The sequence below is a fragment of the Mycobacterium sp. genome (assembly GCF_035506235.1).
Lineage (GTDB): Bacteria > Actinomycetota > Actinomycetes > Mycobacteriales > Mycobacteriaceae > Mycobacterium.
Genome location: NZ_DATJPU010000051.1, coordinates 1 through 26,206 on the forward strand (window position 1 = coordinate 1; position 26,206 = coordinate 26,206).

The following is a 26,206-nucleotide window of genomic DNA, read 5'->3' on the forward strand; positions in this document are numbered from 1 at the left end:
GAGATGCAGATCGCGGTCGGCGGCTGCCTGGCCCAGAAGGACCGCGACGCGCTGCTGCGCAAGGCGCCGTGGGTCGACGTCGTCTTCGGCACGCACAACATCGGATCGCTGCCGACGCTGCTCGACCGGGCCCGGCACAACAAGGTCGCTCAGGTGGAGATCGCCGAGGCGCTGCAGCAGTTCCCGTCGTCGTTGCCGAGCGCCCGCGAATCCGCTTACGCTGCCTGGGTTTCCATCTCCGTGGGGTGCAACAACAGCTGCACCTTCTGCATCGTCCCGGCGCTGCGCGGCAAGGAGGTCGACCGCGACCCGGCCGACGTCCTGGCCGAGGTGCGGTCGCTGGTGGACGACGGCGTTCTCGAAGTGACGCTGCTGGGCCAGAACGTCAACGCCTACGGGGTTTCCTTCGCCGACCCGGCGCTGCCCCGCAATCGCGGCGCCTTCGCCGACCTGCTGCGGGCCTGCGGGCGCATCGACGGGCTGGAGCGGGTGCGGTTCACCTCGCCGCACCCGGCCGAGTTCACCGACGACGTCATCGAGGCCATGGCGCAGACGCCGAACGTCTGCCCGGCCCTGCACATGCCGCTGCAGTCGGGATCCGACCGGGTGCTGCGCGGGATGCGGCGGTCGTACCGCGCCGAGCGCTATCTGGGCATCATCGAGCGGGTCCGGGCGGCCATGCCGCACGCGGCGATCACCACCGACCTGATCGTCGGATTCCCCGGCGAGACCGAAGAGGACTTCGCCGCCACGCTCGACGTCGTGCGGCAGGCCCGGTTCGCGGCGGCCTTCACCTTCCAGTACTCCAAGCGGCCCGGCACCCCCGCCGCCGAACTCGACGGGCAGGTGCCGAAAGCCGTTGTGCAGGAGCGCTACGAGCGGCTGGTCGAGGTGCAGGAGCAGATCTCGCTGGAGGGCAATCGCGCGCTGATCGGGCAGGCCGTCGAATTGCTCGTCGCCACCGGTGAAGGACGCAAGGACGCCCGCACGGCCCGGATGACCGGCCGGGCCCGCGACGGCCGGCTGGTGCACTTCGCCTTGGACAAACGCGCGAACGACGAGGTGCGGCCGGGCGACATCGTCACCACGGTGGTCACCGAGGCCGCCCCGCACCACCTCATCGCCGACGCCGGCATCCGGAGCCACCGCCGCACCCGGGCGGGTGATGCCCACGCCGCCGGGCAGCGCCCCCGCGCGATCGGCCTTGGCATGCCCGCCGTCGGGCCGTCCACCGAACCGCTGGAACCGCTAGAACCCCTGGGGTGTGCCCGATGAAGAAAGAACACGCCGACATCGACGCTCTACGCAACGAAATCGAGGCCGCCGAACGCCGCGTGGCGCGCGAGATCGACCCGGGCGCAAGGGCTTTGGTGGTCGCGATCCTGGTGTTCGTGCTGTTGGGTTCGTTCATCCTGCCGCACACCGGCTCTGTGCGGGGCTGGGACGTGCTGTTTTCCAGTCACGGCGCCGGCAGCGCCGCGGTCGCCCTGCCGTCGCGGGTGTTCACCTGGCTGGCGCTGGTGTTCGGCGTGGGCTTTTCGATCTTGGCCCTGATGACGCGGCGCTGGGCGCTGGCCTGGGTCGCGCTGGCGGGTTCGGCGATCGCATGCGGCGCCGGGCTGCTGGCCGTGTGGTCGCGCCAAACCGTGGCCGCCGGGCATCCCGGACCCGGTGTGGGGCTGATCGTCGCGTGGATCACCGTGATGCTGTTGACGTTTCACTGGGCCCGCGTGGTGTGGTCGCGCACCGTCGTGCAACTGGCGGCCGAGGAGCAGCGGCGCAAGGTCGCAGCGCAGCAGCAGTCGATGACGCTGCTGGACAGCCTGGGCGATCCGGAGGACGGGACGCCGCCGCAGCCCGAAGACTAGGGCCTGCGGGTCAGCGCCTCGGCGGCCGCGTCGGCCCATTGCCGCCACTGCTCGGCGTTGGCCCTGGCCTCGTCGGCCTCTTTGGTCCGTCCGGCCGCCGTCGCCTTCTGGGCCTGCTGTTCGTACTGTTGGGCGCGGGTGCGGAACTGCTCGGCCCGGGCCTGCGCCTGGGGATCCGACCAGTCCGCGTCGCCGGCATCACGCACCCGCTTTTCGACCGCGCGCAGGCGGCGCTCCAGCTCGGCGGACCGTTCCCGCGGCACCTTTCCGATCGCGTCCCACTTGTCGGCGATCGACCGCAGCGCCGCCCGCGCTGCGTCGAGGTTGCTGGTGTCGAGCTTTTCCGCCTCGGCCAGCAGCGCCTCTTTGGCGGTGGCGTTGGCTTGGAACTCGACGTCCTTCTCCGCCACGGCGGCGTTGCGGGCCGTGAAGAAGCAGTCCTGGGCGGCCTTGAAGCGGCGCCACAACGCGTCGTCGACATCCCGGCTCGCTCGTCCGGCCGCCTTCCACTCGATGAGCAGCTTGCGGAATTCCCCGCTTGTGGCGGTCCAATCCGTCGAATCGGACAATTCCTCGGCGCGCTCGCAGAGCCGTTCCTTCGACTGCTTGACCCCCGACCGCTCCCGGTCCAGCTCGGCGAAATGGGATCCCCGCCGCCGGTTGAAGGTGTCCCTGGCCGCCGAATAGCGCTTCCACAGCGCGTCATCGACCTTGCGGTCCAGGCCGCTGATCGTCTTCCACTCGTCGAGGATCGCCCGCAGCCGGTCACCGGCGGCCTTCCACTGCGTGGAGTTGGCCCCCAGGTCCTCGGCCTCGGCAGCCAGCGCCTCCTTGCGGGCGGTCTGGGCGGCCCGATGCTCGTCGCGTTTCGAGCGGCCTTCGGCGATGGCCGCCTCCGCGTGCTCGAGGAGGCCGGTCAACCGGGCCAAGAGCGCGTCGACATCGCCCAGCACCGTTGCGGTCGGCAATGTTTCGGCCAGCGCGGTGGCGTTGGCCCGGATCTTGCGCGCGTCCCCGGTGCCGGAGGCCAGCCGCTCCTCCATCAGGGTGATCTCGGTGCTCAGGTCGTCGAATCGGCGCCCGAAGTGGGCGAAGGCGGCCTCGCGATCGCCGGCCTGCCAGGAGCCGATGACGCGCTCGCCGGCCGAGCTGATCAGCCAGACCGTGCCGTCGTCGTCGACGCGTCCGAACCGGTGTGGGTCGCTGGCCGGATGAGAGGCCACCGGGGTGGGTCGCGGCCCCGCGCTCACCGGCCGGGGACCGGGCCGGGGGCGCGGCGCCGGCCTAGGTGAAGCGGTGCTGCCGGGCTCGTCGGCCGTCATCCTCTCGTCACCACCCTTCTTTCGCGCGGTCAATGTCCCGCGCGCCTGCCGCGCGTAGCGGCGCCTAGTTAACCGGTCCCAACAGTATTCAAGCAGCTTGGCGGACGGCGCGCGCCTACCTTTTGTCGGAGCTACCTCGCCGCCCGCGTACGGAGGGCCCGCCGGGTGCATAACATTTCGATTCCACCGCTGCTCCGGCCATATGGCGCCGTCGCGCCGCCCGGTAGCGTGACGGAAGCGAGTGGTGTTTCTGGTGAGGTTAACAAGGGGGCGGGTCAACATCGCCAAGGTGGATATCGTGGCGCTGCTCGCGCTCGCCCTGGTGGCTGGGCGGAGGCGCGGCGGTGGTCAGCGCCGCGCTGCAGGCCGTGGCGCTGGGTCTGGGATCGGTGGTGCTGGTGCAGGCGCTGCAGGTGACGGCGTTGCTGTTCGCGTTGCCGGTCTACGCGTGGCTGGCGAAGAAGGGACTGTCGCGCCGGGAATGGGGCTGGGCGCTGTTGCTGCCCATCGCGGTGGCCGTGTAGGTAGCGGTCTACGGCTGTACAAAGGTTTGCTGCAGGCGCAGTATTGATGGACCGTCGGGCCGCCGAGGGCCGTGCGCCCGGCGCGATCGCACTACAGTGGTCGCTGAACTCTGCTGAAACAGCACGTGTACGCGCAGCGTCAAAGGGAATGCTGGTCGGAACGCCGGTGAGAGGATTCGCATGACGAAAGTCGATGTCGCGGTGCTGATTGCCCTGTGCGCGGCGCTGGCTTCCGCCGTCGGCGACGTGATCCGCCAGCGCTCGGCGCAGGAGATCACCGACAAGGAAGTCGGCCACCTCGAGCTGTTCCGGATGTCGTTGCGCGACAAGCGGTGGTGGTTGGGCGGCCTCGCGGCGATCGTCAACTACAGCTTGCAGGCCGGCGCCCTGGCGTGGGGATCGGTGGTATTGGTGACGGCGCTGCAGGTGACCGCGCTGCTGTTTGCGCTGCCGATCTATGCGCGCCTGACCAACTACCGCGTGACCCGCTGGGAGTGGGTGTGGGCGGTGGTACTGGCCGCGGCGCTGGCGGTGGTCATCATCGTCGGCGACCCGCGCTCCGGTCAGGAGCGGGTTTCGCTGTCGACGTGGATGGTCGTGGCCGCGGTGATGGGCCCCACGTTGGTGCTGTGTGTGGTGGCGGCGCGGATCTGGAAAGGTCGTCCCATCGCGGCGGTGCTGCTGGCGGTGGTGGCGGGTTCGTCGCTGGCGCTGTTCGCGGTGCTGACGAAGGGAATCGTCGAGGTGGCCGAAAACGGGCCCGGCGCCGTCTTGCGCATGCCGGAGTTCGTTCCCTGGCTGCTGGTCGCGCTGTGCGGAATGGTTTTCCAGCAGTCCGCCTTTCGCGCCGGCGCGCTGACCGCGTCCCTGCCGACCATGACCGTGGCCAAGCCCGTGGTGGCCGGCGTGCTCGGGGTTACCGTGCTCGGCGAGACGCTCCAGGCCAGCGGACCCGCGGCGCTTGCCCTCGTCTCGTCCGTGGCTTTGGTCATCATCGCGACGGTGGCGCTGGCCCGGGGCGAGGCCGCCTCGATGGCGGCCGGGGCCGGGCGAGACCTGAAAGACACCGTCGCCCATGAGATACCGCACGAACGGCTGCCCGGCGATCCGCCGCCCCAGGAGTCCATCCCGGTCTCCCCGGCGGCGCCCGACGCAAGCAAGACGATTACCTAGTCCGGTCCGGGTCCCGTTAGTTTTGTGGCGTGCTGGGCGCCATCGCGATCGTTCCCTCCGCGCCGGTGCTCGTCCCCGAGCTCGCCGGGGCGGCCTCCGCCGAGGTGGCCGACCTGACCGCGGCGGTGCTGGCGGCGGCGGCCCTGCTGCCACCGCGCTGGGTCGCCGTCGGAACCGGCCGCGCCGACGGTGCACTGGGGCCCGAGGCCAGCGGCACCTTTGCCGGGTTCGGGGTCGACGTCCGGGTCGCGCTGTCGCCGCGGGCCGACGCCCCCGGCGACCTTCCGGTGTGCGCGCTGCTCGCCGGCTGGGTGCGGGGGCGGGCACGCCCCGACGCCACCGTGCAGGTTCGCGTGTACCGCAGCGACCACGACGCCGGCGCCGCGCTGGCCGGCGGCAGGCACCTGCGCGCCGAGCTGGACCGGGCCCCCGACCCGATCGGTGTGCTTGTGGTGGCCGACGGGGCGAACACCCTGACAGCCGCCGCGCCCGGCGGCCACCACCCGGGCGACGCCGGCGCGCAAGCGGCCCTGGACGACGCGCTGGCCAACGGCGACGCCGCCGCCCTGACCGAGCTGCCGCCGCAGATCCTGGGGCGGGTCGCGTTCCAGGTGCTCGCCGGCCTGGCCGGGCCGGGGCCGCGATCGGCCAAGGAGCTGTACCGGGGAGCGCCCTACGGCGTGGGCTATTTCGCCGGCTTTTGGCAGCTATGAAACAGGGTGGGCGGCCCATCGCGATCATCGGGCCCACCGGCACGGGCAAGTCGCAGCTGGCGCTCGACGTCGCCGAGCGCCTGGGCGGGGAAATCGTGAACGCCGACGCGATGCAGCTGTATCGCGACATGGACATCGGCACCGCAAAGCTGCCCGCCGAGCTGCGCCGCGGCATCGCCCATCATCAGCTCGACGTCCTGGCCGTCACCGAGACGGCCACCGTCGCCCGCTATCAGCGGGCCGCCGCCGCGGATGTCGAGGCGATCGCGGCCCGGGGCGCGGTGCCGGTGATCGTGGGCGGCTCGATGCTCTACATCCAGTCCCTGCTCGACGACTGGTCGTTTCCCGCGACCGACCCCGCGGTGCGGGCGCGCTGGGAGCAGCGGCTCGCCGAGGTCGGGGCGGGCGAGCTGCACGCCGAACTGGCCCGCCGCGACCCGGCCGCGGCGGCGGCGATCCTGCCGACCGACGGCCGGCGCACGGTGCGCGCCCTGGAGGTGGTCGAGCTCACCGGCGGGCCGTTCGCCGCCTCGGCGCCGCGCATCGGCGCCCCGCGCTGGGACACCGTCATCATCGGATTGGATTGCGACACAACGGTTCTCGACGAGAGATTGGCCCGGCGCACCGACGGCATGTTCGATCAGGGCCTGGTCGACGAGGTCCGCGGGCTGCTGGCCGACGGCCTGCGCGACGGCGTCACCGCCTCTCGCGCGCTGGGCTATGCGCAGGTGCTGGCCGCCCTCGACGCCGGCGGCACCGGCGAACACCTGCGCGACGCGCGGGAGCAGACTTACGCGGGCACCCGGCGCTACGTGCGGCGGCAGCGGTCGTGGTTTCGCCGCGACCACCGGGTGCGCTGGCTCGACTCCGTCAAAGGGGAGGCCGACGGCCCCCGCCTCGTCGACGACGCGCTGCGGGCGTGGCGGCAAGTACCCTGATCCTGTGATCTTTGCGAAGGGCCACGGCACGCAGAACGACTTCGTGCTGCTGCCCGACCTCGACGCCGAGCTGACGCTGAGCGCCGCCCGGGTGGCCGCGCTGTGCGACCGGCGCCGTGGCTTGGGCGCCGACGGGGTGCTGCGGATCACCACGGCGGGCGCCGCGGTGCGGGGGGGTGTGCTCGAGCGCCTGCCCGACGGCGTCGGCGCGGGCGACTGGTACATGGACTACCGCAACGCCGACGGGTCGACTGCGCAGATGTGCGGCAACGGCGTACGGGTCTTCGCCCATTACCTGCGGGCCTGCGGCCTGGAACCCCACGACCAGTTCGTCGTCGGGTCGCTGGCCGGCCCGCGGCCGGTCACCATCCACCACATCGGCGAGACCAACGCCGACGTCACCGTGGACATGGGCAAGGCCAACCGGGTGGGCAGTGGACAGGCCACAATCGGCGGCAGGCGATTCACCGGCCTGGCGGTCGACGTCGGCAATCCCCACCTCGCCTGCGTGGACCCGCAACTGAGCGCCGACGAACTCGCCGCGCTGGATGTGGGCGCGCCGGTGCAGTTCGACCGCGCCCAGTTCCCCGACGGCGTCAACGTCGAGGTGCTTACCGCGCCGGTAGAGGGACTGGTCCGGATGCGCGTCCACGAGCGCGGCGTGGGGGAGACCCGATCGTGCGGCACCGGAACGGTCGCGGCCGCCGTCGCCGCGATGGCCGACGCGGGTGCCGACACCGGGACCCTCACCGTGCGGGTGCCCGGCGGCGACGTCGTGGTGAGCATCACCGACGCGACCAGCTACTTGCGCGGACCGTCGGTGCTGGTGGCGCGCGGTGAGATCAGCGAGGAATGGTGGCGCGCCCAGGAGCGTTAAATTAGGTGCGCTGCACCAAATCAGCGTGCACTATTGCTAATTGCCTATGACACATCCCGAAACTCCCTTTTACGATCAGCCGGATCTCGAGCCCAGCGCGGGCGAACTCGCCCTCGAAGACCGATCGGCACTGCGCCGGGTCGCCGGGCTGTCCACCGAACTCGCCGACGTCTCCGAGGTCGAATACCGCCAGCTGCGGCTGGAACGTGTGGTGCTGGTGGGCGTGTGGACCGAGGGCAGCGCCGCCGACAATCAGGCCAGCATGGCCGAGCTGGCGGCCCTGGCCGAGACCGCCGGCTCGCAGGTTCTCGAGGGGCTCATCCAGCGCCGCGACCGGCCCGACCCGTCGACCTACATCGGCTCCGGCAAGGCGGCCGAGCTGCGCGAGGTGGTCCTGGCCACCGGCGCCGACACCGTCATCTGCGACGGCGAACTGTCCCCCGCGCAGCTGACCGCGCTGGAAAAGGCCGTCAAGGTCAAGGTCATCGACCGCACCGCGCTGATCCTGGACATCTTCGCCCAGCACGCCACCAGCCGGGAGGGCAAAGCCCAGGTGTCGCTGGCCCAGATGGAGTACATGCTGCCCCGGCTGCGCGGCTGGGGTGAGTCGATGTCCAGGCAGGCCGGCGGCCGCGCCGGCGGCAGCGGCGGGGGCGTGGGCCTGCGCGGGCCGGGTGAGACCAAGATCGAGACCGACCGTCGCCGCATCCGGGAACGGATGGTCAAGCTGCGCCGTGAGATCAAGGACATGAAGCAGGCCCGCGATACCCAGCGCAGCCGCCGGCTGCACAGCGAGATCCCGTCGATCGCCATCGTCGGCTACACCAACGCCGGCAAATCCAGCCTGCTCAACGCCTTGACCGGGGCCGGGGTGCTGGTGCAGGACGCCTTGTTCGCCACCCTGGAACCCACCACCCGGCGTGCCGAACTCACCGACGGCCGGCCGGCCGTGCTCACCGACACCGTCGGTTTCGTCCGGCACCTGCCCACCCAGTTGGTCGAGGCGTTTCGCTCCACGCTGGAGGAGGTCGTCGACGCCGACCTGCTGGTGCACGTGGTCGACGGCTCCGACGTCAGCCCGATGGCGCAGATCAACGCGGTCCGCCAGGTGATATCGGAGGTGATCGCCGACTACGAGGGCTCCCCGCCACCGGAGTTGCTGGTGGTCAACAAGGTCGACGCCGCGAGCGATCTGGCGCTGGCCAAGCTTCGCCATGCGCTGCCCGGGGCGGTGTTCGTGTCCGCCCGCACGGGCGAGGGCATCGACGACCTGCGGCGGCGGATAACGGAGTTGGCCGCACCGACCGACACCGCAGTGGACGTGGTCATCCCGTACGACCGCGGCGACCTGGTCGCCCGGCTGCACGCGGGTGGGCGCGTGCAGCAGGAGGAGCACAACGCCGAAGGCACCCGCATCCGGGCCCGCGTTCCGGGGGCGCTGGCGGCCAGCCTGCGCGAGTTCTCCGCCGACTGACCACGGCCGCGCGCCGGGCCACGCCGACTGCCGACCAACCGGCTGGTTGGTATATCTTGGGCGGCAGAGTCTCATTCGCCGTCGGCCAGCGGAGGTCATCCATGAGCAGTGCCATCAAGTACCAGCGCACGCTTTTCGAGCCCGAGCACGAATTGTTCCGTGAGTCCTACCGCGGCTTCCTCGATCGCCACGTGGCGCCCTATCACGACGAATGGGAGAAGGCCAAGATCGTCGACCGTGGGGTGTGGCTCGAGGCCGGGAAGCAGGGCTTTCTGGGCATGGCGGTGCCCGAAGAGTACGGCGGTGGCGGCAACCCCGACTTCCGGTACAACACGATCATCACCGAGGAGACCACCCTCGGCCGGTACAGCGGGATCGGCTTCGGCCTGCACAACGACATCGTGGCGCCGTACCTGCTGTCGCTGGCCAACGACGAGCAGAAACAGCGCTGGTTGCCCAAGTTCTGCACCGGGGAAATCATCACCGCGATCGCCATGACAGAGCCGGGCACCGGCAGCGACTTGCAGGGCATCAAGACCCGCGCTGTCAAGCAGGGCGACCACTACGTGCTCAACGGCGCAAAGACGTTCATCACCAACGGGATCAACTCCGACCTGGTGATTGTGGTCGCCCAGACGGATCCGGACAAAGGCGCGCAGGGCTTCTCGCTGCTCGTGGTCGAGCGGGGCATGGAGGGATTCGACCGCGGCCGACACCTGGACAAGATCGGGCTCGACGCCCAGGACACCGCCGAGTTGTCGTTCACCGACGTGCATGTTCCGGCCGAGAATCTGCTCGGCGAGGAGGGCATGGGATTCATCTACCTGATGCAGAACCTGCCCCAGGAACGGATCGGGATCGCGATCATGGCCGCCGCGGCGATGGAAGGCGTGCTGGAGCAGACCCTGCAATACGCGAAGGAGCGCAAGGCCTTCGGCGAGCCGATCGGCAGCTTCCAGAACAGCCGCTTCGTCCTCGCCGAACTGGCCACCGAGGCGACCGTGGTGCGCATGATGGTCGACGAGTTCGTCCGCCTGCACCTCGACCACAAACTGACGGCCGAACAGGCCGCAATGGCCAAGTGGTACGCCACCGAGAAGCAGGTGCACCTGATCGACCGGTGCCTGCAGCTGCACGGCGGCTACGGCTACATGCGCGAATACCCGGTCGCCCGAGCCTATCTCGACGCCCGGGTGCAGACGATCTACGGTGGCACCACCGAGATCATGAAGGAGATCATCGGCCGCAGCCTCGGCGTCTAGGAATTGTGTTGCGGCGCAAGACAATCGCGGCTACCGGCGCGAACAACGCGCCGCCGCCGGCTAGCTAGCCCGCCAAACAATGAATGGCCTAATTGGCCATTCCGCCGGGTAGTCCGCTGACCAGTCAACGGCCTCGCGTACCGTCGGCGCATGTGTTTCTCGTATATCGAGTGCGTAGTCACACATCGTCAAGCCGGCGATCGCGTCGCTGGTGAGCGTGGTCGATCGCGGTCCGGGCGCGCTCCGGCATCGTTTCGACATCGGCGCGGTCTCCGTTTCCGTAATATTTGCAATTTGACTTCGCATTTCTTGCCGGCCGGGGCAAAGTTATGCGAGCCCGGCAATAACGCGGTTTGTCAGAGGGTTGCTTCCACTCGGTTCGGGTATGACCCGCTCGCGTGGTCTGCAGGGTGCGGTCATGGCGAGGGATAGGGCCTTATCCATCGGAGGCTTGGTGAACGGGCAGAGAGGTCGAATGCGCAAGCTGGTCGGGCGCGCGCTGGTCGGCATGGCGACCACGGTGATGGCGGCCGCATTGCTGGCGCCTTCCGCCTCCGCGTCGCCCATAGGTGACGCCGAGGCCGCCATGATGGCCGCGTGGGAGAAGGCCGGTGGCGACACCTCCCCGCTGGGAGCGCGCAAGGGTGACGTGTACGCCGCCGGCGACGGATTCGCGCTGGACTTCGACGGCGGCAAGATGTTCTACACCACCGATACCGGTGCCAGATTCGTCTACGGCCCGGTCCTGGACAAATACGAGGCGCTGGGCGGTCCCGTCGGCAGCGACCTCGGGTTCCCCACGATCAATGAAGTTCCCGGCCTGGCGGGACCGGACAGCCGGGTGGCCACCTTCTCGGCCACCGACAAGCCGGTGATCTTCTGGACCCCCGACCACGGCGCCTTCGTGGTGCGTGGCGCGATGAACGCCGCCTGGGACAAGCTCGGCAGCTCGGGCGGAGTGCTGGGGGCGCCGACCGGCGACGAAACGTACAACGGCGAGGTCACGTCCCAGAAATTCAGCGGCGGCGAGATCTCCTGGAACAGGAAGACCAAGGAGTTCAGCACCAACCCGGCGTCGCTGGGCGACCAGCTGAAGGGCCTGCAGGTAGCGATCGATCCGGCCGCGGCCATCAACATGGCCTGGCGGGCGGCCGGCGGCGCCACCGGCCCGCTGGGCGCCAAGCAGGGCGGAACCTACCCGATCGGCGGCGATGGGATCGCCCAGAACTTCGCCGGCGGCAAGGTGTTCTTCAACCCGGCCACCGGCGCGAACGCCCTCGAGAGCGACATCCTCGCCAAGTACGAGTCGCTGGGCGGGCCGGCCGGCAGCGACCTTGGTTTCCCCGTCGCGAATGAGTCCGACGGGGGTATCGGCCCGTCCAGCCGAATCGCCACGTTCGCGGCGGCCGACAAGCCGGTGATCTTCTGGACCTCCGACCACGGCGCGTTCGTGGTGCGGGGCGCGATGAAGGCGGCGTGGGACAAGCTCCGCGGCCCCAGCGGCAAGCTGGGTGCGCCGGTCGGCGACCAGGCGGTGGACGGCGACGTGGTTTCGCAGCGGTTCACCGGCGGCAAGATCTCGTGGAACCGTGCGAAGAACTCGTTTACCACCGACCCGCCGAACCTGGCTCCTTTGCTCTCCGGCCTGCAAATCTCGGGGCAGAACCAGCCGAGCACCGCTGCGATGCCCTCCCAGGGCAAGAAGTCCGCATGGCACTGGTGGTGGCTGGCCGCCATCGGAGTGCTGGTGCTGATCGCGGTGTCGGCGCTGGCGGTGGGAATGCGCCGGCGCCGTGCCCGCCGCGGCGCCCCGGCCACCGCCGCCTACGAGCCCGACCGCGACGTGCACGCAGCGTACGAGCACCCGGGCGACGGGCGCTGGGAGCACGAAGGCGCCGATCTCGCGACCGACCATTTCCCGCTTGGCGACCTGCACGCGGCCGGGGACGAGCCGTTGGCCGACGCCGAGTCCGCGGGGCGGGTCAGTTGGAGCCGCGGAGCCCAGGCGTACAGCGAGGACGAATCGGGCCATGGCGCAGGGCATTTCGAGGGCGCAGTCGCCGAAGAAGAGAATCCCGACGCGGTGGACACGGATTCCATCCCCGTCGTCTCAGCGGCCGCACTGTCGGAGGCGGGATATCCCGAAGCTCCTGCGGAGGGCGCCCACGCGGAGGCCGGCTACGAGGACGCGACCTACGAGGAGGCCGGCTACGAGGAGGCGACCTACGAGGAGGCCGGCTACGAGGACGCGACCTACGAGGACGCGGCCTACCCGGAGGCCGGCTACGAGGAGGCGGGCCATGAGGAGGCGGGCCATGAGGAGGCCGGTTATCCGGAGGCCGCCGCTGAAGAGACCGAGGCATCCGGCACGGTCGTTCCCGAAGCGGCGGAGGCCTTGGCGCCGGGCGCGGGGTCCCGCGTCGGGCGGCACGCGGCCGTGGATGACGAGGAACCGTCGGAGGAACCCGGAGCGGCCATTGGGGCGCCGGGCGCGCTGGCTCACGGTGGGCGCCCAACGATGCGCCTGCCGCTGGACGACCCCTACCAGGTGCCCGACGGCTATCCGATCAAGGCGAATGCCAGCTTCGGCCTCTACTACACGCCCGGCAGTCCGCTCTACCACGACACGCTCGCCGAATTCTGGTTGGCCAGCGAGGAAGTCGCGCAAGCCAACGGTTTCACCAAGGCCGACTGAGCGAGACCCGGCCCAGCACAGCTAGATCTTGCGGATCACCGTGACGACTTTGCCGAGCACGGTCGCGTCATTGCCCGGGATCGGGTCGAACGCCGGGTTGTGCGGCATCAGCCACACCTGACCGCCCGCGCGCTTGAACGTTTTGACGGTGGCCTCCCCGTCGATCATGGCCGCGACGATGTCGCCGTTGTCGGCGACGTGCTGCTGTCGCACCACGACCCAGTCCCCGTCGCAGATCGCGGCCTCGACCATCGAGTCGCCCACCACCTTCAGCAAGAACAGCGTGCCCTCGCCGACCAGCTCGCGAGGCAGCGGGAAGACGTCCTCGACGGCCTCTTCGGCGAGGATCGGTCCACCGGCGGCGATGCGGCCCAGCACCGGGACGTAACTGGGTTCGGGCAGCGCGTCCGAGCCGGCGACCTCGGTGAGCGGCGAAGCGGCGGTGGTGTCCTCGGTGCCCCGGACGTCCACGGCCCGTGGGCGGTTCGGGTCGCGGCGCAGGTATCCCTTGCGCTCCAGCGTGCGCAGCTGATGGGCCACCGAGGACGTCGACGTCAGGCCGACGGCATCGCCGATCTCCCGGATGCTCGGCGGGTAACCGCGGCTGGTGACCGAGGCGCGGATGACGTTGAGAATGGTCCGCTGCCGTTCGGTCAGCGATGAGTCCCCGGGGTGCGACCGGCCTTCTGAGCCGACGGGCGAGCTGGTTGAGGGGGTGTCGTTGCTGTCGCTCATGCACCGAATGTAGCCGCACTGGGCCGAAGAATCAAACATGTGTTCGACTGGCGTGTCGCGGCGGCGGAATCCGGCCGCCGGCAAACCCCTGAGGCCCTATAACAGCCGCGAATAACAAGCGTGTAACTCTTCGCCGGATCGGGTACTTCAACGCCATGTCAGTGGTCGCGCCCACGAATCTGTCGGTGGGGTGGTCTAGCGTTTTGCTCGTCCGACACGCTTCGCTCAAATGTTCGGATATCGAACACACGAGCGATTATAGTCGAACACACGAGCGAGAATGAGTTGACCGGAGGAACGCAGATGACAATCATCCACACAGTCACGCCGCTTACCAGCGGCGTCCGGCGCCCGGTCAACGGGCCGGTGCAGGGGCTCCGCCACGGAGGGGACGGGCTGGCCCGCTCCCGCCGGCCGGGGCCGTCGAGGCCGGCGGTTGCGCCCCCGCGCTACCACGGCACCGGCGTCGCGATGTCCGTTGCCCCGCACCGCACGCGTCGTCCCGTCACGCTGGCGACGACGGTGGGGCTGGCGCTGGTCGCCGGGGTCATCACGCTGTGGCTGGGCCTGGTCGCCAACGTCGGGCAGGCGGTCAACGGCGATGCCGCGGGATCGGCCGCGCCGGTACCGGATCGGCTGGCCGTCGTGCGGGTCGAGCCCGGGGAGTCCCTGCAGGATGTCGCCCACCGGGTGGCGCCGGACGCGCCGGCCCGCCAGGTCGCCGAGCGGATCCGCGAACTCAACGACCTGAACTCGCCCTCGGTGGCCGCGGGCCAGACGCTGATCGCGCCGGTCGGCTGACCCGGCGAATCGCGAAAGGTGTCCATCCCGCGCCGGCGAGCGCACGGGTACGCTCGGGGTGTTCTGCGACCCCGGATGTGAGCACGGCAAAGGAGCGGTCATGCATTGTCCGTTCTGCCGTCACCCCGATTCCCGGGTGATCGATTCGCGGGAAACCGACGAAGGCCAGGCCATCAGGCGCCGCCGATCGTGTCCCGAGTGCGGGCGACGCTTCACCACCGTCGAAACGGCGGTGCTGGCCGTGGTCAAGCGCAGCGGTGTCACCGAGCCCTTCAGCCGGGAGAAGGTCGTCAGCGGGGTCCGCCGGGCATGCCAGGGCCGCCAGGTCGACGACGACGCGCTGAATCTGCTTGCCCAGCAAGTGGAAGACACGGTGCGGGCCGCCGGGTCGCCCGAGGTCCCCAGCCACGAGGTCGGCCTGGCCATCCTGGGTCCGCTGCGCGACCTCGACGAGGTGGCGTACCTGCGATTCGCCTCGGTGTACCGGTCATTTTCGTCCGCGGAGGATTTCGAGCGCGAGATCGAGGCCCTGCGCGCGCACCGCAAAGTGTCGACGGATCCCGAACCGGCCACTCGCTAGGCTGTCGTCATGCCGCCCGATCTGCATCCCGATCTGGAGGCGCTGGCGCCACTGCTGGGGACCTGGGCCGGTCGCGGCTCGGGTAAGTACCCGACGATCCAGCCCTTCGACTATTTCGAGGAAGTCGTGTTCTCCCATGTCGGCAAGCCGTTTCTGGCCTACGCGCAGAAGACCAAGGCGGTCACCGACGGCAAGCCGCTGCACGCCGAGACGGGATTTCTGCGGGTGCCGCGGCCGGGCGAGGTCGAGTTGGTCCTGGCCCACCCGAGCGGCATCACCGAAATCGAGGTGGGCACCTATTCGGTGACCGGCGACCGCATCGAACTCGAGATGTCGACGAGCCCCCGCGGGGCGATCGGGCTGACCCCGACCGCCAAAGAGGTTACCGCGCTTGGCCGTTCGTTGCGCATCGACGGCGACGAGCTGACGTACTCCGTGCGCATGGGGGCGGTGGGCCGGCCCCTGCAGGATCACCTCGACGCGGTGCTGCACCGGCGGGGTTGAATGTCGGACTTTTCACAAGGCATCAGTCTGCGGGTTTAAGGCTTCGCATGACGGATTCCCCAGCGCGAGAGTCCAATACGTGGGTCTCTTCCGATGCGGCGGCCCACGCAACCGCTAGGACGACGAGTCCGCAATTCTAATTTGCCCAACACTTCCACTCACTGTCCCCGGGCGTTATGTTGTGATCGCTAGGACCGGCAGAGCGCCGCCGGAGGCAGCAATGGGTCAGCACACCGCAGTCGTGGACACCCGCCGATGGCGCGGCGCCCGGTGCATTGGCCACACGCGGGCTCGGCGGCTCCGAATTCGACACCATCGATCAGCGCCACATTCGCATCATCTGTCATTAGGGGCAGCAGCCATGACCCAGCCCACGGTGAACTTCACCAACTTCATCAACTCTGTTCGGAACAACCTCAAAGGGTTCGTCGTCGGCTACGCCGGTGCGATCGGCAGCGCCACCGCCGCCGCGGCCACGTCCATAGGCGGCGAGGCGGTCACCCCGGCGAACGGCCAGGCCGGCTCCTTTACCACGGCCACGCAGTCTCAGACCGCCAGCGTCTCGAAATTCTTGACCGCGATCGCTGCCGTACAACTCCTTGACCCCCCGCACCCCGGTGCTGCCGACGCCGGACAGAACTACCTCGGCGCGGACCTGGATACCCCGATCTCGCACGGCGGGCTACCCAAGGACTGGAATCTCCGCGCCGACGCACAGCACATCACCTACCGGGATGTGCTAACGCATCGCAGCGGCATCGCGCCCGAGGGGTCTGCGAACGAACCCGGGCAGGACTACTTCAGCCTGAAGGCCTATATGACGCAGGAGACGGTCAAGTTGCAACCACCCCCGGCCGGCCAGACCGCCTACAGCAATGTCGGTTTCGCGCTGTTCAGGCTGATGCTGCCGAAACTGGCCGGGCTGGTCACCGACACCATGAGCGTTCCGGAGGAGGACCGGGCGCGCGGCTACGCCGCCGCCTACGAGCGCATCATTCGGGAGAAGGTGTTTGGAGCGGTCAACGTCCTGGGACCAAAGACCGAGACGCCGTCGACGGGCCACGCGTTCGCTTACTACTACCCGGGCACCGCGTCCGGATACGACTGGAGCCACTGGCAGTACTCCGGCCAGGTATGGCCCGGGCAAGGCATGCCGCTATGGGCGGGGGCGGGAGGCTGGTGGGTTTCGATCGACCAGTTCATCCCCGTGCTCGACAGCATCAACCGGGGCGACGGGAAGATCCTGTCCGACGCGCAGTGGTTGCATATGCAGGGCCTTGACGCGCCGGCCGGCTACCAGAACCTCGGGTTGGGCATCGACCTGGTCGTGGACCCCGCCAACGGCAACTACCGGTGGGTGGAGAAGAACGGCGGCGCCGGCGGGGGCGACTCCACGGGCAGCGGAACGGTGTCCGGGTCGGTGGCGTTCTTCGGCGCTCTGCAAGGCACCGCATCCCCACCCGCCCCGGCGTACTACGCGGCGCTGCTCATCAACTCCGACGTCTCGGCCGGCCCCGGCTCCCAAAGCAACTGGTGGTCGTGCAGTAAGTGCTACACGCTGGCCACCGGCAAAAATGCGGGGGTATGCCCCGCCACGGGATCGGCTAAGAAACCGCACACCGCGTGGGGACAGTACGTCCTCAGTTCGGCCGCCAAAGGCCTTCTCGAACAGGGCGACTGGCGGGCGTGCTCCAAGTGTGCGGCCCTCTGCTACGAACCGTCGTCATCCGACCCCAGCAAGTGCCCCGCCGACGGGGGCAAGCACGCGTGCACCGGCGAAGCCTTCACGCTGTACGCCCAAAGCCAGCCATATGTCGGCAAGTGGGCCAGCTACCTGCAGCACGACTGGCGGTGGTGCAAGAACTGCGGGGTGTTGGCGTACTCTGGCGGAAGCGCAAGCGTGGGCGTCTGCCCTCACGGAGGCCCGCACGAGTTCGTCCTCAGCGGCGACAACTATACGCTGCAAGAAGCCATCGGCGCGGACGCCGTTCTGCTGCAAGCATTTCACGACGCCATCGTGTAAAGAGGCGACGGCCGGCAGCGCTGAGCCCGCGCGTCAGCCGGCTTGTCGGACACCGTCGTTGACGACGCGCCCGGCCACCCCGACCCAGCCCTCGGGGTTCCAGGTGGTTTCGATGACCGACCCCTTGCCCTGGGTGATGTGCAGGTCGCGGCTGAGGTAGTCGGTGATCCGCATCGCCGCCGAGCCGGTCGCCTCGTCCTCCGGCACACCGAGGTTCGCGAAAAACCCCCGCGCACGCAGCGATCCGGCCGAGCGATCGACCCACGCCCACAGGTAATGCCCGACGTCGACGGGAAAGTCGGCCGGGTCGGCGGCCAAAACGTCGTCCGCGGAACCGAATTCGTGGATGGCCAATTCCGGAGCCCATTCCGAGCGGGCGCTGATGCGCGTCACGTCGCCCTGATGACTCACCTGGACAAGGCCGGCCGGCACCTGCAGCGTCCTGATCGGCCGGCCGTTCTCGCGCAGCCACCACGCCGCGCCGACGGTCGGGTGCCCCGCGAACGGAAGTTCGGTGCGGGGAGTGTAGATCCTCGCCTGCGCTGTGGTCGCGCCGGCGGCCGGAAGATCGATGAATACCGTTTCGCTGTAACCCAATTGGGTTGCCAGCCGCTGCCGGTCCGGCGGGGCGACCTGGCCCGCGTCGACCACGCCGAGCGGATTACCGAAATTCCCGTCCGGGTCGGTGAACACGCGCACCACCGTCACGTCGATACCCATGGCCCGACTGTACGACCAGCGCGCCGTCAGCGCGGAACGGGCTGGCTCAGGTGGCGCTGCGTTCGTCGGAGCCCATCGCGTTCAGCACCGCGACGCGGGTGTCGGCCGGGCCGGTGACGGTCTTCTCGCCGCCCCCGGTGCGCAGCAGGGCGCGGAGGGCGGCCTGGTCGTATTCGGCGGGGGCGGTGCCGTCGATGAAGCGCTGGGCGACGTCGATGAAGCGGGCGGGATCGTCGTGGAACGGGAAGTGGCCCGAGTTCTGGAAGATCTCCAGTCGGGAGCCGGGCATCGCGGCGTGCGCCATCCACGCGTGCCGGACGGGGACGACCACGTCCTTTGTCCCCCAAACGATCTGCACCGGGATGGCCTCGGTCAAATAACATCGGTCCAGCATGGTGACGATCTGGCCCCGCCAGTCCACCACCGCCCGCAGCGTCCGGCTGAACGCCGCCGACGCCGTCGGCTCCGGCAGGTCGTCGAGGATGCGCAGCACGTTGGGCAGGTCGCGGCCCAGACCGGTCGATCCGATCGCCAGGCCCGCCAGCCGGCCGGCCAGCTGCACCGCGGGCAGCACCAGCGGCAGCCGCAGCAACGCCAGGGCCTCGCTGCCCATCGGCAGCGAAGCCAACCGGAAGACGACGTTGACGTCCTTGGTGACGCCACCGGCGGCGACCAGGATCAGCCGCTCGACCATATGCGGGAACTGGTAGGCGAATTGCATGGCCACCCCGCCGCCCAGCGAATGACCGATGATCGTCACCCGCTCGATGTCGAGCACCGACAGCAGGTCACGCATGCCGTTGGCGTACGCGGCCACCGAGTAGTCGGCGCGGGGTTTGTCGGATTTGCCGTGACCGAGCAGATCCGGGGCGATGACCGTGAACCGCTGGGCGAGCTTGGCCTGCACGGCACTCCAGGTGGTGGAGTTGTCGCCGATGCCGTGGATCAGCAGGATCGCCGGCCCCGAGCCGGCGATCCGATAGGCCCGCTTATACCCATGGATGGTGCGGAACTCGAGCGTGGGGGCCGTCACCTCGCGCACCGGGCGAAGGTTGCTCTTGCGCTTCCGCTCGGTCATCTCGCCAACCTTGGTGTCGGCCCGGGCTATGGGCGTTGTGAAGAGGCTCAAGTTTGGTCGTCGTCGTTCTTCTTCTCTGCCTGTTGGGCAAGGAATCGCTCGAACTCGGCGCCAAGCTCGTCGCCGCTAGGCAGATCCTCGTCGCGAGTTAGTAACGACCTGTTCTCCTGAGCGTCGATGAAGGCATCGTACTGTCGCTCGAGCGCGGCCACCACTTGAGCCACCTCGGCGCTGGCCTCGACCTGTTCGTCGATTTTGGCGCGGATCTCTTCTGCGGCCTCGGTCAGCGCCGACAGCGGCAGCTCGAGCGACCCGCTCTTGGCCACCTGCTCGAGCAGCGCCTGCGCCGCGGCGGGGTAGTCGGTCTGCGTCAGGTAGTGCGGGACGTGCACGGTGAAGCCGACGACCTCGTGACCGTGCTGGGCCATGCGGTATTCCAGCAGGTTGGACGCGCTGCCCGGGACCTGGATCTCCGAGATCCAGGGCTGGAAGTCGGAGATCAGCTCCTTGTGGTTGGAATGCGCCGTCAGCGTGATCGGCCGTGTGTGCGGGACCGCCATCGGGACGGTGCCCAGGCCGATGGTCCGCCGCACGCCCAGCCGCTCGGCCAGCAGGCGCACCGCGTTGATGAAACGCTCCCACTTCAGGTCCGGCTCCATGCCGGCCAGCAACAGAAACGGGGCGCCGACGCTGTCGCGCAGCGCGTAAAGGCTCAGCTCAGGGTCGTCGTAATGGGTGAAATGATCGGTCTTGAAGGTCATCAACGGCCGTCGCGAGCGGTAATCCAGCAATTCGTCGATGGCGAACGACGCCACCAGCTCGGCGTCCAGCGTCGCCTTCAGGTGGGTGGCGGCCAGCCGTATCGCGTGACCCGCGTCGGAGAAGCCCTCCAGGGCGTGCACCAAGACCGGGCCCTGGCCGTCGGCCGTCGACAACTGGGGCGCCGGGAATTCCAGCTCGTACATGCCGGGCTGCCCTGGCTGATAGTCCTCGTCGTCGTCCGGGCTTTGATGGCGAGCCATCGGGCTTCCTCCTCTCGGGAATCTCTCCAGGGTGCCCTAACAAGTGTGCTCCGAATCAACGGGCACCCCCAACGAAACACCGAACTCCGCAGACAACGTTCCGGCGGGTTCAACTCTGCCCGCCATCCCACGGTCAGGCATGATGGACGTCAAATGCGCATATCGACGCTGTTGCTGTGCTCGGGGGTTGGCCTGGCGACGTTCCTGACGTCGTGCACCAGGCCCGCCGATCATGCTGCGCGCCCGATCGTTTCGGCTGACGTGGCCACCGCGCCGGTGCAGCGGCTCGCCCAGCCTCAGCAGAAGGCCGTCGCGCGTCCCGTCGACCCGGACAGGCGCGTCGGCGCGATCTTCATCAACGACGGCCCCCTGCACGTCTGCACGGGCGCCGTGGTGCATTCGGCGGCCGGAAACCTGGTGATGACCGCGGCGCACTGCCTGGCCGGAGCCGCCAAGATCACCTTCGTCCCCGGCTTCGCCGGTGACGCCGGGCCGGCGCCGGCCGACATGTGGAAGGCCGACGCGGTCTACCTCGACCCGCGCTGGACCGCCGGCAAGGACCCGCACGCCGATTACGCGATCGCTCGGGTCAGCAACGACGCCGGCGGTTCGGTCGAGTCACGCGTCGGGTTGGCGCTGACGCTGGGCACCGCGCCGCCTCCGGGCAGTCACGTCACCGTGCTGGGGTATGCGGCCGGGGTGGGTGGCTCGCCCATCGGCTGCCAGGCCATCACCTCGGTCAACGACGGCGGGTTTCCCTCGCTGGTGTGCGAGGGGCTGGTGGACGGCACCAGCGGCGCGCCGTGGGTCAGCGGCACCATGCTCACCGGGCTGATCGGCGGTTTCGAGCGCGGCGGGTGCGCCGCCAACGTGTCGTACTCGGCGCCCTTCGACGCCCAGACCGCGCAACTGCTGGGCCGCGCCGAGGCCGGCGGTCCCGGCGACCCGGTGCCCAACGACCTCGGCGACAGCTGCTGAGGATCAGCGGCGGAACTGGCTGAGCGCCCGCATCTTGTTCGTCACGTCCAGCGCGGCGACCTTGTAGGCCTCGGAGAACGTCGGGTAGTTGAACACCGCGTCCACCAGGTAGTCGACGGTGCCGCCGCAGCCCATCACGGCCTGCCCGATGTGCACCATCTCGGTGGCGCTGGTGCCGAAGATGTGCACCCCGAGCAGCTTTCGGTCCTCGGTGGACACCAGCAGCTTGAGCATCCCGTAGGAGTCGCCGGCGATCTGGCCGCGGGCCAGCTCCTTGTAGCGCGCCACCCCCACCTCGTAGGGGACCGAGTTTTTCGTCAGCTCCACCTCGGTGGCCCCGACGTAGGAGATCTCGGGGATCGAATAGATGCCGATCGGCTGCAGGTCGGTGATGCCCTCGCACGCTTCCCCGAACGCGTGGTAGGCGGCCAGCCGGCCCTGCTCCATCGAGGTCGCGGCCAGGGCCGGGAAGCCGATCACGTCGCCGACGGCGTAGATGTGTTCGACCTTGGTCTGGAACTTTTCGTCCACCCAGATCCGCCCGCGGCCCTCGACCTCGAGGCCGGCGTTGTGCAGGTCGAGGTGATCGGTCTGCCCCTGGCGTCCCGCGGAGTACATGACCGTCTCGGCGGGGATCTGCTTGCCGCTGGCCAGGGTGGTGACGGTGCCCGCGGAGCCGACGTCGACGGCGGTCACCTCCTCGCCGAACCGGAACGTCACCGCCAGGTCGCGCAGGTGGAACTTCAACGCCTCCACCACCTCGGGGTCGCAGAAGTCCAGCATGTCGTCCCGCTTTTCCACCACGGTGACCTTGGTGCCCAGCGCGGCGAACATCGAGGCGTACTCGATGCCGATCACGCCGGCCCCCACGACGACCATCGAGGCCGGCAGCGACTTGAGGTCCAGGATCCCGTCGGAGTCGAGCACGCGTTCCTCGTCGAACTCGACCCCGGACGGCCGCGCGGGCCTGGTGCCGGTGGCGATCACGATGTATTCGCCGCTGACGGTGGTCGTCTCCCTGCGGCCCGGGTCCTCGACGACGATGGTGTGCGGGTCGACGAATCGGCCGTGCCCGACCAGCAGGTCGATTCGGTTGCGCATCAACTGGTTGCGCACCACGTCGACTTCCTTGCCGATAACGTGCTGGGTCCGCGCCAGCAGATCGGCCGGCGTGATCCTGTCCTTCACGCGGTAGCTGGCCCCGTACAGCTCGCGCTGGGTCATCCCGGTGAGGTAGAGCACGGCCTCCCGCAACGTCTTCGACGGGATGGTCCCGGTATTGACGCAGACGCCGCCCAGCATCCGGCCGCGTTCAACGATGGCGACGGACTTGCCGAGCTTGGCCGAGGCTATGGCGGCCTTCTGGCCGCCCGGTCCCGAACCGATGACGACGATGTCGTACTCCTGCATCGAACCCATGGGATAGACGATAAGGCCCACAGTCGAGACTTTCTCCACAGACGAGCCGCCCGGTCGCGTCGCGGGAGCACCGCCTGACGGTGCGGGCCGTCAGCGTTGGTGCCCATGACGACGCATCGAGCTGATTTCGAACTCAACCGCCCCGGCGCGCTGATCGCGGCGCTACCGGCCGTTCTCGGCTTCGTTCCGGAGAATTCATTGGTCTTGGTGTCGCTGGACGGCGGCGAAATGGGGTCCGTGATGCGGGTCGACCTGTCCGAGGACGTCGCCGACCGGGTGGGGCACCTCGCCGAAATCGCCGCCGCGGCCGGGCCCGAGGCCGCGATCGCGGTGATCGTCGACGCCGACGGCGCCCACTGCCCGGGGTGCAACGACGAACACCGGCAGCTGTGCGCGGCGCTCGCAGAGGCGTTGGCGCAGCACGACATTCAGCTGTGGGCCGCGCATGTGGTGGACCGGGTGGACCGGGGCGGCCGCTGGCATTGCGTCGACGGCTGCGGCGCCGGCGGCGCGATCGACGATCCCTCGGCGTCGCCGCTGGCCGCGGCGGCGGTGCTCGACGGCAGGCGGCTCTACCGCCGGCGCGCCGACCTGCAGGCCGTCATCGCGGTCGACGCCGCGCGCAGCGCCGAATTGGCCGACCCGCTGCGGCAACACGCGGCGAAGCGGGAGGTGGCGCAGCGCGTCGATCCGGTGGGTTGCGCCCGCCGCGACGTGCGGCACGCGATGGCAGCCGCCGCGCGCGTCGCCGGCGGCGAGACGCCGTCCGGCACCGAGCTCGCGGCGGTGGGCTGCGCGCTGAGCGACGTGCAGGTGCGCGACACGTTGTATGCGCTGGCGGTCGGCGAGCGCGCCGGCGACGCCGAGTCGCTGTGGGCGCTGCTGGCGCGCTCGCTGCCCGAGCCGTGGCGGGTGGAGGCGCTGGTGTTGCTCGCGTTCAGTGCGTACGCCCGCGGCGACGGCCCGCTCGCGGGCGTCTCGCTGGACGCGGCGTTGCGTTGCGACCCCGAGCACCGGATGGGGCGGATGCTGGACCAGGCGTTGCAGTCCGGTTTGCGGCCCGAGCGCATCCGGGAACTGGCGGTCACCGGCTACCGGCTGGCCAGGCGGCTGGGGGTGCGGCTACCGCCGCGACGGGCGTTCGGACGCCGGGCGGGGTAGTGGCGATCGCGAGGGCGCGTTTGGGGGCACCTCCCGCTTGCGGGGGCCGGGCGAAGCGGGTCGTCACCATCGGTAGGGGTGGGGGACGCTCGGTCAGACCTTCTCGACCTTGACGGCGTGCGCCATCTCGTGCGGCAGGGTGACGTTCTCGTGGCCCGGAATGAGGATGGTGACCCCGCCCCCGCCCGGGCTGTTCTCGACGGTCACCCGCGCGTTGGGAACCACGCCGGCGTCCTTCAGGCGGGTGATCAGGTCGATGTCCCCCTGGACGTGCTCGGTGAGCTGCCGGACGACCACCGCGACCGGCGACCCCGCCGGCAGCTCGGTCAGCCGGACCAGGTTGGCCTCGTCGGAGCCGGAATCCGGCCCTACGCCGAGGTCCAATAGACCCGGAATCGGGTTGCCGAACGGGGAAGTGGTCGGGTTGTTGAGCACCTTCACCAGCCGCCGTTCGACTTCCTCGCTCATCACGTGCTCCCACCGGCATGCCTCGGCGTGCACCTCTTCCCACGGCACCCCGATGACGTCGACGAGCAATCGTTCGGCCAGGCGGTGCTTGCGCATGACGGCGATGGCCAGCGCCCGGCCCTTGTCGGTGAGCTCCAGGTGACGGTCCCCGGCGACGTGGACCAGGCCGTCCCGCTCCATGCGGGACACGGTCTGGCTGACGGTCGGACCGCTCTGCTCGAGACGTTCGGCGATCCGGGCGCGCAGCGGCGTCACGCCCTCTTCCTCGAGGTCGTAGATGGTTCGCAGGTACATCTCGGTGGTATCAACCAGCTCGTTCATCCAGCACCCTCCATTGACGCTGAGTCTACTTGGCAAGCTGCGCGAATGGGTGCAACGCGTCCCCGGCAAGCAGTATGCCCGCCGCGTTGACGCGGCGGGCATATCGTCTTGCTACCGGGCTCTAGTGGGCGGCCTCAGCTCGCATACGACCGCAGCCGATCGGCGCGCTCGCCGTTGCGCAGCTTGGACATCACGTCGCGCTCGATCTGGCGGACCCGCTCGCGGGACAGCCCGAACAGCTTGCCGATCTGGTCCAGGGTGCGCGGCTGGCCGTCGTCCAGGCCGAAGCGCAGCCGGATCACCTGGTGCTCGCGCTCATCGAGAGTGGCCAGGACACTGCGGATGTCGGTGTGCAGCAGCTCGGCGATCACCGCGTTCTCCGCGGACATGGCCTCGGCGTCCTCGATGAAGTCGCCGAGCGGGGCCTCTTCCTCGGAGCCGACAGGCATGTCCAGGCTCACCGGGTCGCGGCTGTGCTCGAGCAGGTCGTTGATCTTCTCGATCGGGATGCCGGATTCGGCGGCGAGTTCCTCGTCGGTGGCCTCACGTCCCAGGTTCTGGTGCATCTCCCGCTTGATCCGTGCCAGCTTGTTGACCTGCTCGACCAGGTGGACGGGCAGCCGGATGGTGCGGCTCTGGTCGGCCATGCCGCGGGTGATGGCCTGGCGGATCCACCACGTCGCGTAGGTGGAGAACTTGAAACCCTTTGTGTAGTCGAACTTCTCCATCGCGCGGATCAGGCCGAGGTTGCCCTCCTGGATGAGGTCCAGCAACGGCATGCCGCGACCCGTGTAGCGCTTGGCCAGCGAAACCACCAGGCGCAGGTTGGCTTCCAGCAGGTGGCGGCGCGCCGCCTCGCCATCGCGCACGACGGCCTCGAGATCGCGTTTGCGGTTCTCGCCGAGACGCTTACGAGTCTCCAGCAGATGCTCGGCGTACAGTCCGGCTTCGATGCGCTTGGCCAGTTCGACCTCGCCTGCCGCGTTGAGCAGCGCCGTCTTACCAATGCCGTTGAGGTATACGCGCACCAGGTCCGCTGCGGGGCTTTGAGCATCCAGATCGCCGTCAATCCTGCTGGTGTTGGCGTTCGCCATAGCGACCTCCCGATCGGCTTGTACTGTCATGAGGTTCAACGACAGATCCGGCCTGAGAGTTCCCGGCGATTCCCGATCTCACACGCTTTGACGTGCAGAAATGTGCCGGCGACCTGAGAAAGTCCTGAGAAGTGCGACCGGTGGCCGGTCAGCCGGAACCCGGCCGGTTGCGGTCGTCCCAGCCCGGCGGCCTCGCCTGCGGGTCCTGGTACGCCGGCCATTCGAGCGCCAGCCGCTCGGCCGTCGGGAACAGCGGAGTGCGCCGGGGGACGTCCTCGAACCGCCGGGGCTCGTCGTTGCGGCGCGGTGGCCGGTCGTTGGCGATCAGCACGGCTATCCACGGCAAGGGCACGGACGCCGCCAGGATCAGCAGCGAGATCAGGCCGTTGTGCCAGGCCCCGTACGCGAGGGCCGCCAGGATCAGCGCGGGGATCCGAAACGCCATCAGAATCAGGT

The 26,206-nt window shown here is 69.3% G+C and carries 24 protein-coding genes and 1 pseudogene; 16 read left to right on the forward strand and 9 right to left on the reverse strand.

Annotated features, from left to right (window positions below; all coding sequences use genetic code 11):
* Positions 1-1,275: tRNA (N6-isopentenyl adenosine(37)-C2)-methylthiotransferase MiaB (gene miaB / locus VMD50_RS04990; RefSeq protein ID WP_325425449.1), on the forward strand; the 1,275-nt coding region annotated here is incomplete at its 5' end.
* Positions 1,272-1,868 (forward strand): Rv2732c family membrane protein, encoded by a 597-nt coding sequence (locus VMD50_RS04995; protein WP_325425451.1) that lies wholly within the window; start codon positions 1,272-1,274, stop codon positions 1,866-1,868. The genes miaB and VMD50_RS04995, both read left to right, overlap by 4 nt.
* Here the strand turns inward: VMD50_RS04995 and VMD50_RS05000 are convergent.
* Positions 1,865-3,190 (reverse strand): DUF349 domain-containing protein, encoded by a 1,326-nt coding sequence (locus VMD50_RS05000; RefSeq protein ID WP_325425453.1) that lies wholly within the window; start codon positions 3,188-3,190, stop codon positions 1,865-1,867. The two genes, VMD50_RS04995 and VMD50_RS05000, sit on opposite strands and share 4 nt — an antisense overlap.
* Positions 3,191-3,510: 320 nt before the next feature.
* On the opposite strand from VMD50_RS05000, the pseudogene VMD50_RS05005 reads away from it, so the two are divergent.
* From VMD50_RS05005 to VMD50_RS05040, 8 genes and pseudogenes are all read left to right on the forward strand, one after another.
* A pseudogene (locus VMD50_RS05005) lies at positions 3,511-3,711 on the forward strand (DMT family transporter); the annotation flags it as partial.
* 183 nt (positions 3,712-3,894) lie between these two features.
* A complete protein-coding gene (locus VMD50_RS05010) occupies positions 3,895-4,887 on the forward strand; it encodes a DMT family transporter (RefSeq protein WP_325425455.1) in 993 nt (330 codons plus the stop codon).
* Positions 4,888-4,916: 29 nt separating this feature from the next.
* Positions 4,917-5,600 (forward strand): class III extradiol ring-cleavage dioxygenase family protein, encoded by a 684-nt coding sequence (locus VMD50_RS05015; RefSeq protein WP_325425456.1) that lies wholly within the window; start codon positions 4,917-4,919, stop codon positions 5,598-5,600.
* Positions 5,597-6,538, forward strand: a complete 942-nt coding sequence (miaA, locus tag VMD50_RS05020; protein WP_325425458.1) for a tRNA (adenosine(37)-N6)-dimethylallyltransferase MiaA — start codon at positions 5,597-5,599, stop codon at positions 6,536-6,538. The genes VMD50_RS05015 and miaA overlap by 4 nt, the downstream gene beginning before the upstream one ends.
* A 4-nt stretch (positions 6,539-6,542) precedes the next feature.
* Positions 6,543-7,415 carry a diaminopimelate epimerase gene (dapF, locus tag VMD50_RS05025; protein ID WP_325425460.1) on the forward strand — a complete coding sequence of 291 codons (873 nt, stop codon included), beginning with the start codon at positions 6,543-6,545 and terminating at the stop codon, positions 7,413-7,415.
* A 46-nt stretch (positions 7,416-7,461) separates the two neighbouring features.
* Positions 7,462-8,889 carry a GTPase HflX gene (gene hflX / locus VMD50_RS05030; RefSeq protein WP_325425462.1) on the forward strand — a complete coding sequence of 476 codons (1,428 nt, stop codon included), beginning with the start codon at positions 7,462-7,464 and terminating at the stop codon, positions 8,887-8,889.
* Positions 8,890-8,990: 101 nt separating this feature from the next.
* Positions 8,991-10,151 carry an acyl-CoA dehydrogenase family protein gene (locus VMD50_RS05035; RefSeq protein WP_325425464.1) on the forward strand — a complete coding sequence of 387 codons (1,161 nt, stop codon included), beginning with the start codon at positions 8,991-8,993 and terminating at the stop codon, positions 10,149-10,151.
* Positions 10,152-10,626: 475 nt separating this feature from the next.
* Complete coding sequence (locus tag VMD50_RS05040) at positions 10,627-12,846, forward strand: sunset domain-containing protein (protein ID WP_325425466.1); 2,220 nt, start codon at positions 10,627-10,629, stop codon at positions 12,844-12,846.
* 21 nt (positions 12,847-12,867) lie between these two features.
* On the opposite strand, the gene lexA is transcribed toward VMD50_RS05040, so the two are convergent.
* Positions 12,868-13,581, reverse strand: a complete 714-nt coding sequence (gene lexA / locus VMD50_RS05045) for a transcriptional repressor LexA (RefSeq protein WP_325425468.1) — start codon at positions 13,579-13,581, stop codon at positions 12,868-12,870.
* A gap of 303 nt (positions 13,582-13,884) precedes the next feature.
* Here lexA and VMD50_RS05050 point away from each other — a divergent pair, with 303 nt between their 5' ends.
* The 4 genes from VMD50_RS05050 (at position 13,885) to VMD50_RS05065 (ending at position 17,489) form a co-directional block, all read left to right on the forward strand.
* Complete coding sequence (locus VMD50_RS05050; RefSeq protein WP_325425470.1) at positions 13,885-14,382, forward strand: LysM peptidoglycan-binding domain-containing protein; 498 nt, start codon at positions 13,885-13,887, stop codon at positions 14,380-14,382.
* Between the two features lie 100 nt (positions 14,383-14,482).
* The gene (gene nrdR / locus VMD50_RS05055) at positions 14,483-14,962 is read left to right on the forward strand and encodes a transcriptional regulator NrdR (protein ID WP_325425472.1); all 480 of its coding nucleotides are present in this window, start codon (positions 14,483-14,485) and stop codon (positions 14,960-14,962) included.
* Between the two features lie 9 nt (positions 14,963-14,971).
* Positions 14,972-15,466: a peroxynitrite isomerase gene (locus VMD50_RS05060; RefSeq protein ID WP_325425474.1), complete on the forward strand. Its 495-nt coding sequence runs from the start codon at positions 14,972-14,974 to the stop codon at positions 15,464-15,466.
* 361 nt (positions 15,467-15,827) lie between these two features.
* Positions 15,828-17,489 carry a serine hydrolase domain-containing protein gene (locus tag VMD50_RS05065; RefSeq protein WP_325425476.1) on the forward strand — a complete coding sequence of 554 codons (1,662 nt, stop codon included), beginning with the start codon at positions 15,828-15,830 and terminating at the stop codon, positions 17,487-17,489.
* Positions 17,490-17,522: 33 nt separating this feature from the next.
* On the opposite strand, the gene VMD50_RS05070 is transcribed toward VMD50_RS05065, so the two are convergent.
* The 3 genes from VMD50_RS05070 to VMD50_RS05080 are packed head-to-tail and all read right to left on the reverse strand — an operon-like array spanning position 17,523 to position 20,309.
* The gene (locus VMD50_RS05070) at positions 17,523-18,209 is read right to left on the reverse strand and encodes a PhzF family phenazine biosynthesis protein (protein WP_325425478.1); all 687 of its coding nucleotides are present in this window, start codon (positions 18,207-18,209) and stop codon (positions 17,523-17,525) included.
* Between the two features lie 46 nt (positions 18,210-18,255).
* Positions 18,256-19,287, reverse strand: a complete 1,032-nt coding sequence (locus VMD50_RS05075; RefSeq protein ID WP_325425480.1) for an alpha/beta fold hydrolase — start codon at positions 19,285-19,287, stop codon at positions 18,256-18,258.
* Positions 19,288-19,334: 47 nt separating this feature from the next.
* Positions 19,335-20,309 carry a proteasome assembly chaperone family protein gene (locus tag VMD50_RS05080; protein WP_325425483.1) on the reverse strand — a complete coding sequence of 325 codons (975 nt, stop codon included), beginning with the start codon at positions 20,307-20,309 and terminating at the stop codon, positions 19,335-19,337.
* A gap of 153 nt (positions 20,310-20,462) precedes the next feature.
* On the opposite strand from VMD50_RS05080, the gene VMD50_RS05085 reads away from it, so the two are divergent.
* Positions 20,463-21,287 carry a trypsin-like serine peptidase gene (locus VMD50_RS05085; protein ID WP_325425485.1) on the forward strand — a complete coding sequence of 275 codons (825 nt, stop codon included), beginning with the start codon at positions 20,463-20,465 and terminating at the stop codon, positions 21,285-21,287.
* 3 nt (positions 21,288-21,290) lie between these two features.
* Here VMD50_RS05085 and sthA read toward each other — a convergent pair whose 3' ends face one another.
* Complete coding sequence (gene sthA, locus VMD50_RS05090; protein ID WP_325425495.1) at positions 21,291-22,697, reverse strand: Si-specific NAD(P)(+) transhydrogenase; 1,407 nt, start codon at positions 22,695-22,697, stop codon at positions 21,291-21,293.
* 114 nt (positions 22,698-22,811) lie between these two features.
* Here sthA and VMD50_RS05095 point away from each other — a divergent pair, with 114 nt between their 5' ends.
* A complete protein-coding gene (locus VMD50_RS05095) occupies positions 22,812-23,867 on the forward strand; it encodes a DUF4192 domain-containing protein (RefSeq protein ID WP_325425487.1) in 1,056 nt (351 codons plus the stop codon).
* A gap of 93 nt (positions 23,868-23,960) precedes the next feature.
* On the opposite strand, the gene VMD50_RS05100 is transcribed toward VMD50_RS05095, so the two are convergent.
* The 3 genes from VMD50_RS05100 to VMD50_RS05110 form a co-directional block, all read right to left on the reverse strand.
* Positions 23,961-24,656 (reverse strand): iron-dependent transcriptional repressor DtxR, encoded by a 696-nt coding sequence (locus tag VMD50_RS05100; protein WP_325425489.1) that lies wholly within the window; start codon positions 24,654-24,656, stop codon positions 23,961-23,963.
* A gap of 134 nt (positions 24,657-24,790) precedes the next feature.
* Positions 24,791-25,780, reverse strand: coding sequence for a sigma-70 family RNA polymerase sigma factor SigB (gene sigB / locus VMD50_RS05105; protein ID WP_325425491.1), 990 nt, complete (start codon positions 25,778-25,780; stop codon positions 24,791-24,793).
* A gap of 118 nt (positions 25,781-25,898) precedes the next feature.
* On the reverse strand, positions 25,899-26,206 hold a 308-nt coding region (locus VMD50_RS05110), incomplete at its 5' end, for a DUF3099 domain-containing protein (RefSeq protein WP_325425493.1).

Bases quoted from the DNA above. Each gene is read 5' to 3' on its own strand.
- VMD50_RS05050 (WP_325425470.1), top strand. From the start codon at position 13,885: ATGACAATCATCCACACAGTCACGCCGCTTACCAGCGGCGTCCGGCGC.
- VMD50_RS05095 (WP_325425487.1), top strand. From the start codon at position 22,812: ATGACGACGCATCGAGCTGATTTCGAACTCAACCGCCCCGGCGCGCTG.
- miaA (WP_325425458.1), top strand. From the start codon at position 5,597: ATGAAACAGGGTGGGCGGCCCATCGCGATCATCGGGCCCACCGGCACG.
- nrdR (WP_325425472.1), top strand. From the start codon at position 14,483: ATGCATTGTCCGTTCTGCCGTCACCCCGATTCCCGGGTGATCGATTCG.
- VMD50_RS05065 (WP_325425476.1), top strand. From the start codon at position 15,828: ATGACCCAGCCCACGGTGAACTTCACCAACTTCATCAACTCTGTTCGG.
- VMD50_RS05100 (WP_325425489.1), bottom strand. From the start codon at position 24,656: ATGAACGAGCTGGTTGATACCACCGAGATGTACCTGCGAACCATCTAC.
- VMD50_RS05060 (WP_325425474.1), top strand. From the start codon at position 14,972: ATGCCGCCCGATCTGCATCCCGATCTGGAGGCGCTGGCGCCACTGCTG.
- sthA (WP_325425495.1), bottom strand. From the start codon at position 22,697: ATGCAGGAGTACGACATCGTCGTCATCGGTTCGGGACCGGGCGGCCAG.
- VMD50_RS05040 (WP_325425466.1), top strand. From the start codon at position 10,627: ATGCGCAAGCTGGTCGGGCGCGCGCTGGTCGGCATGGCGACCACGGTG.
- hflX (WP_325425462.1), top strand. From the start codon at position 7,462: ATGACACATCCCGAAACTCCCTTTTACGATCAGCCGGATCTCGAGCCC.
- VMD50_RS05010 (WP_325425455.1), top strand. From the start codon at position 3,895: ATGACGAAAGTCGATGTCGCGGTGCTGATTGCCCTGTGCGCGGCGCTG.
- VMD50_RS05075 (WP_325425480.1), bottom strand. From the start codon at position 19,287: ATGACCGAGCGGAAGCGCAAGAGCAACCTTCGCCCGGTGCGCGAGGTG.
- VMD50_RS04995 (WP_325425451.1), top strand. From the start codon at position 1,272: ATGAAGAAAGAACACGCCGACATCGACGCTCTACGCAACGAAATCGAG.
- VMD50_RS05080 (WP_325425483.1), bottom strand. From the start codon at position 20,309: ATGGCTCGCCATCAAAGCCCGGACGACGACGAGGACTATCAGCCAGGG.
- VMD50_RS05000 (WP_325425453.1), bottom strand. From the start codon at position 3,190: ATGACGGCCGACGAGCCCGGCAGCACCGCTTCACCTAGGCCGGCGCCG.
- VMD50_RS05085 (WP_325425485.1), top strand. From the start codon at position 20,463: ATGCGCATATCGACGCTGTTGCTGTGCTCGGGGGTTGGCCTGGCGACG.
- lexA (WP_325425468.1), bottom strand. From the start codon at position 13,581: ATGAGCGACAGCAACGACACCCCCTCAACCAGCTCGCCCGTCGGCTCA.
- sigB (WP_325425491.1), bottom strand. From the start codon at position 25,780: ATGACAGTACAAGCCGATCGGGAGGTCGCTATGGCGAACGCCAACACC.
- VMD50_RS05035 (WP_325425464.1), top strand. From the start codon at position 8,991: ATGAGCAGTGCCATCAAGTACCAGCGCACGCTTTTCGAGCCCGAGCAC.
- VMD50_RS05070 (WP_325425478.1), bottom strand. From the start codon at position 18,209: ATGGGTATCGACGTGACGGTGGTGCGCGTGTTCACCGACCCGGACGGG.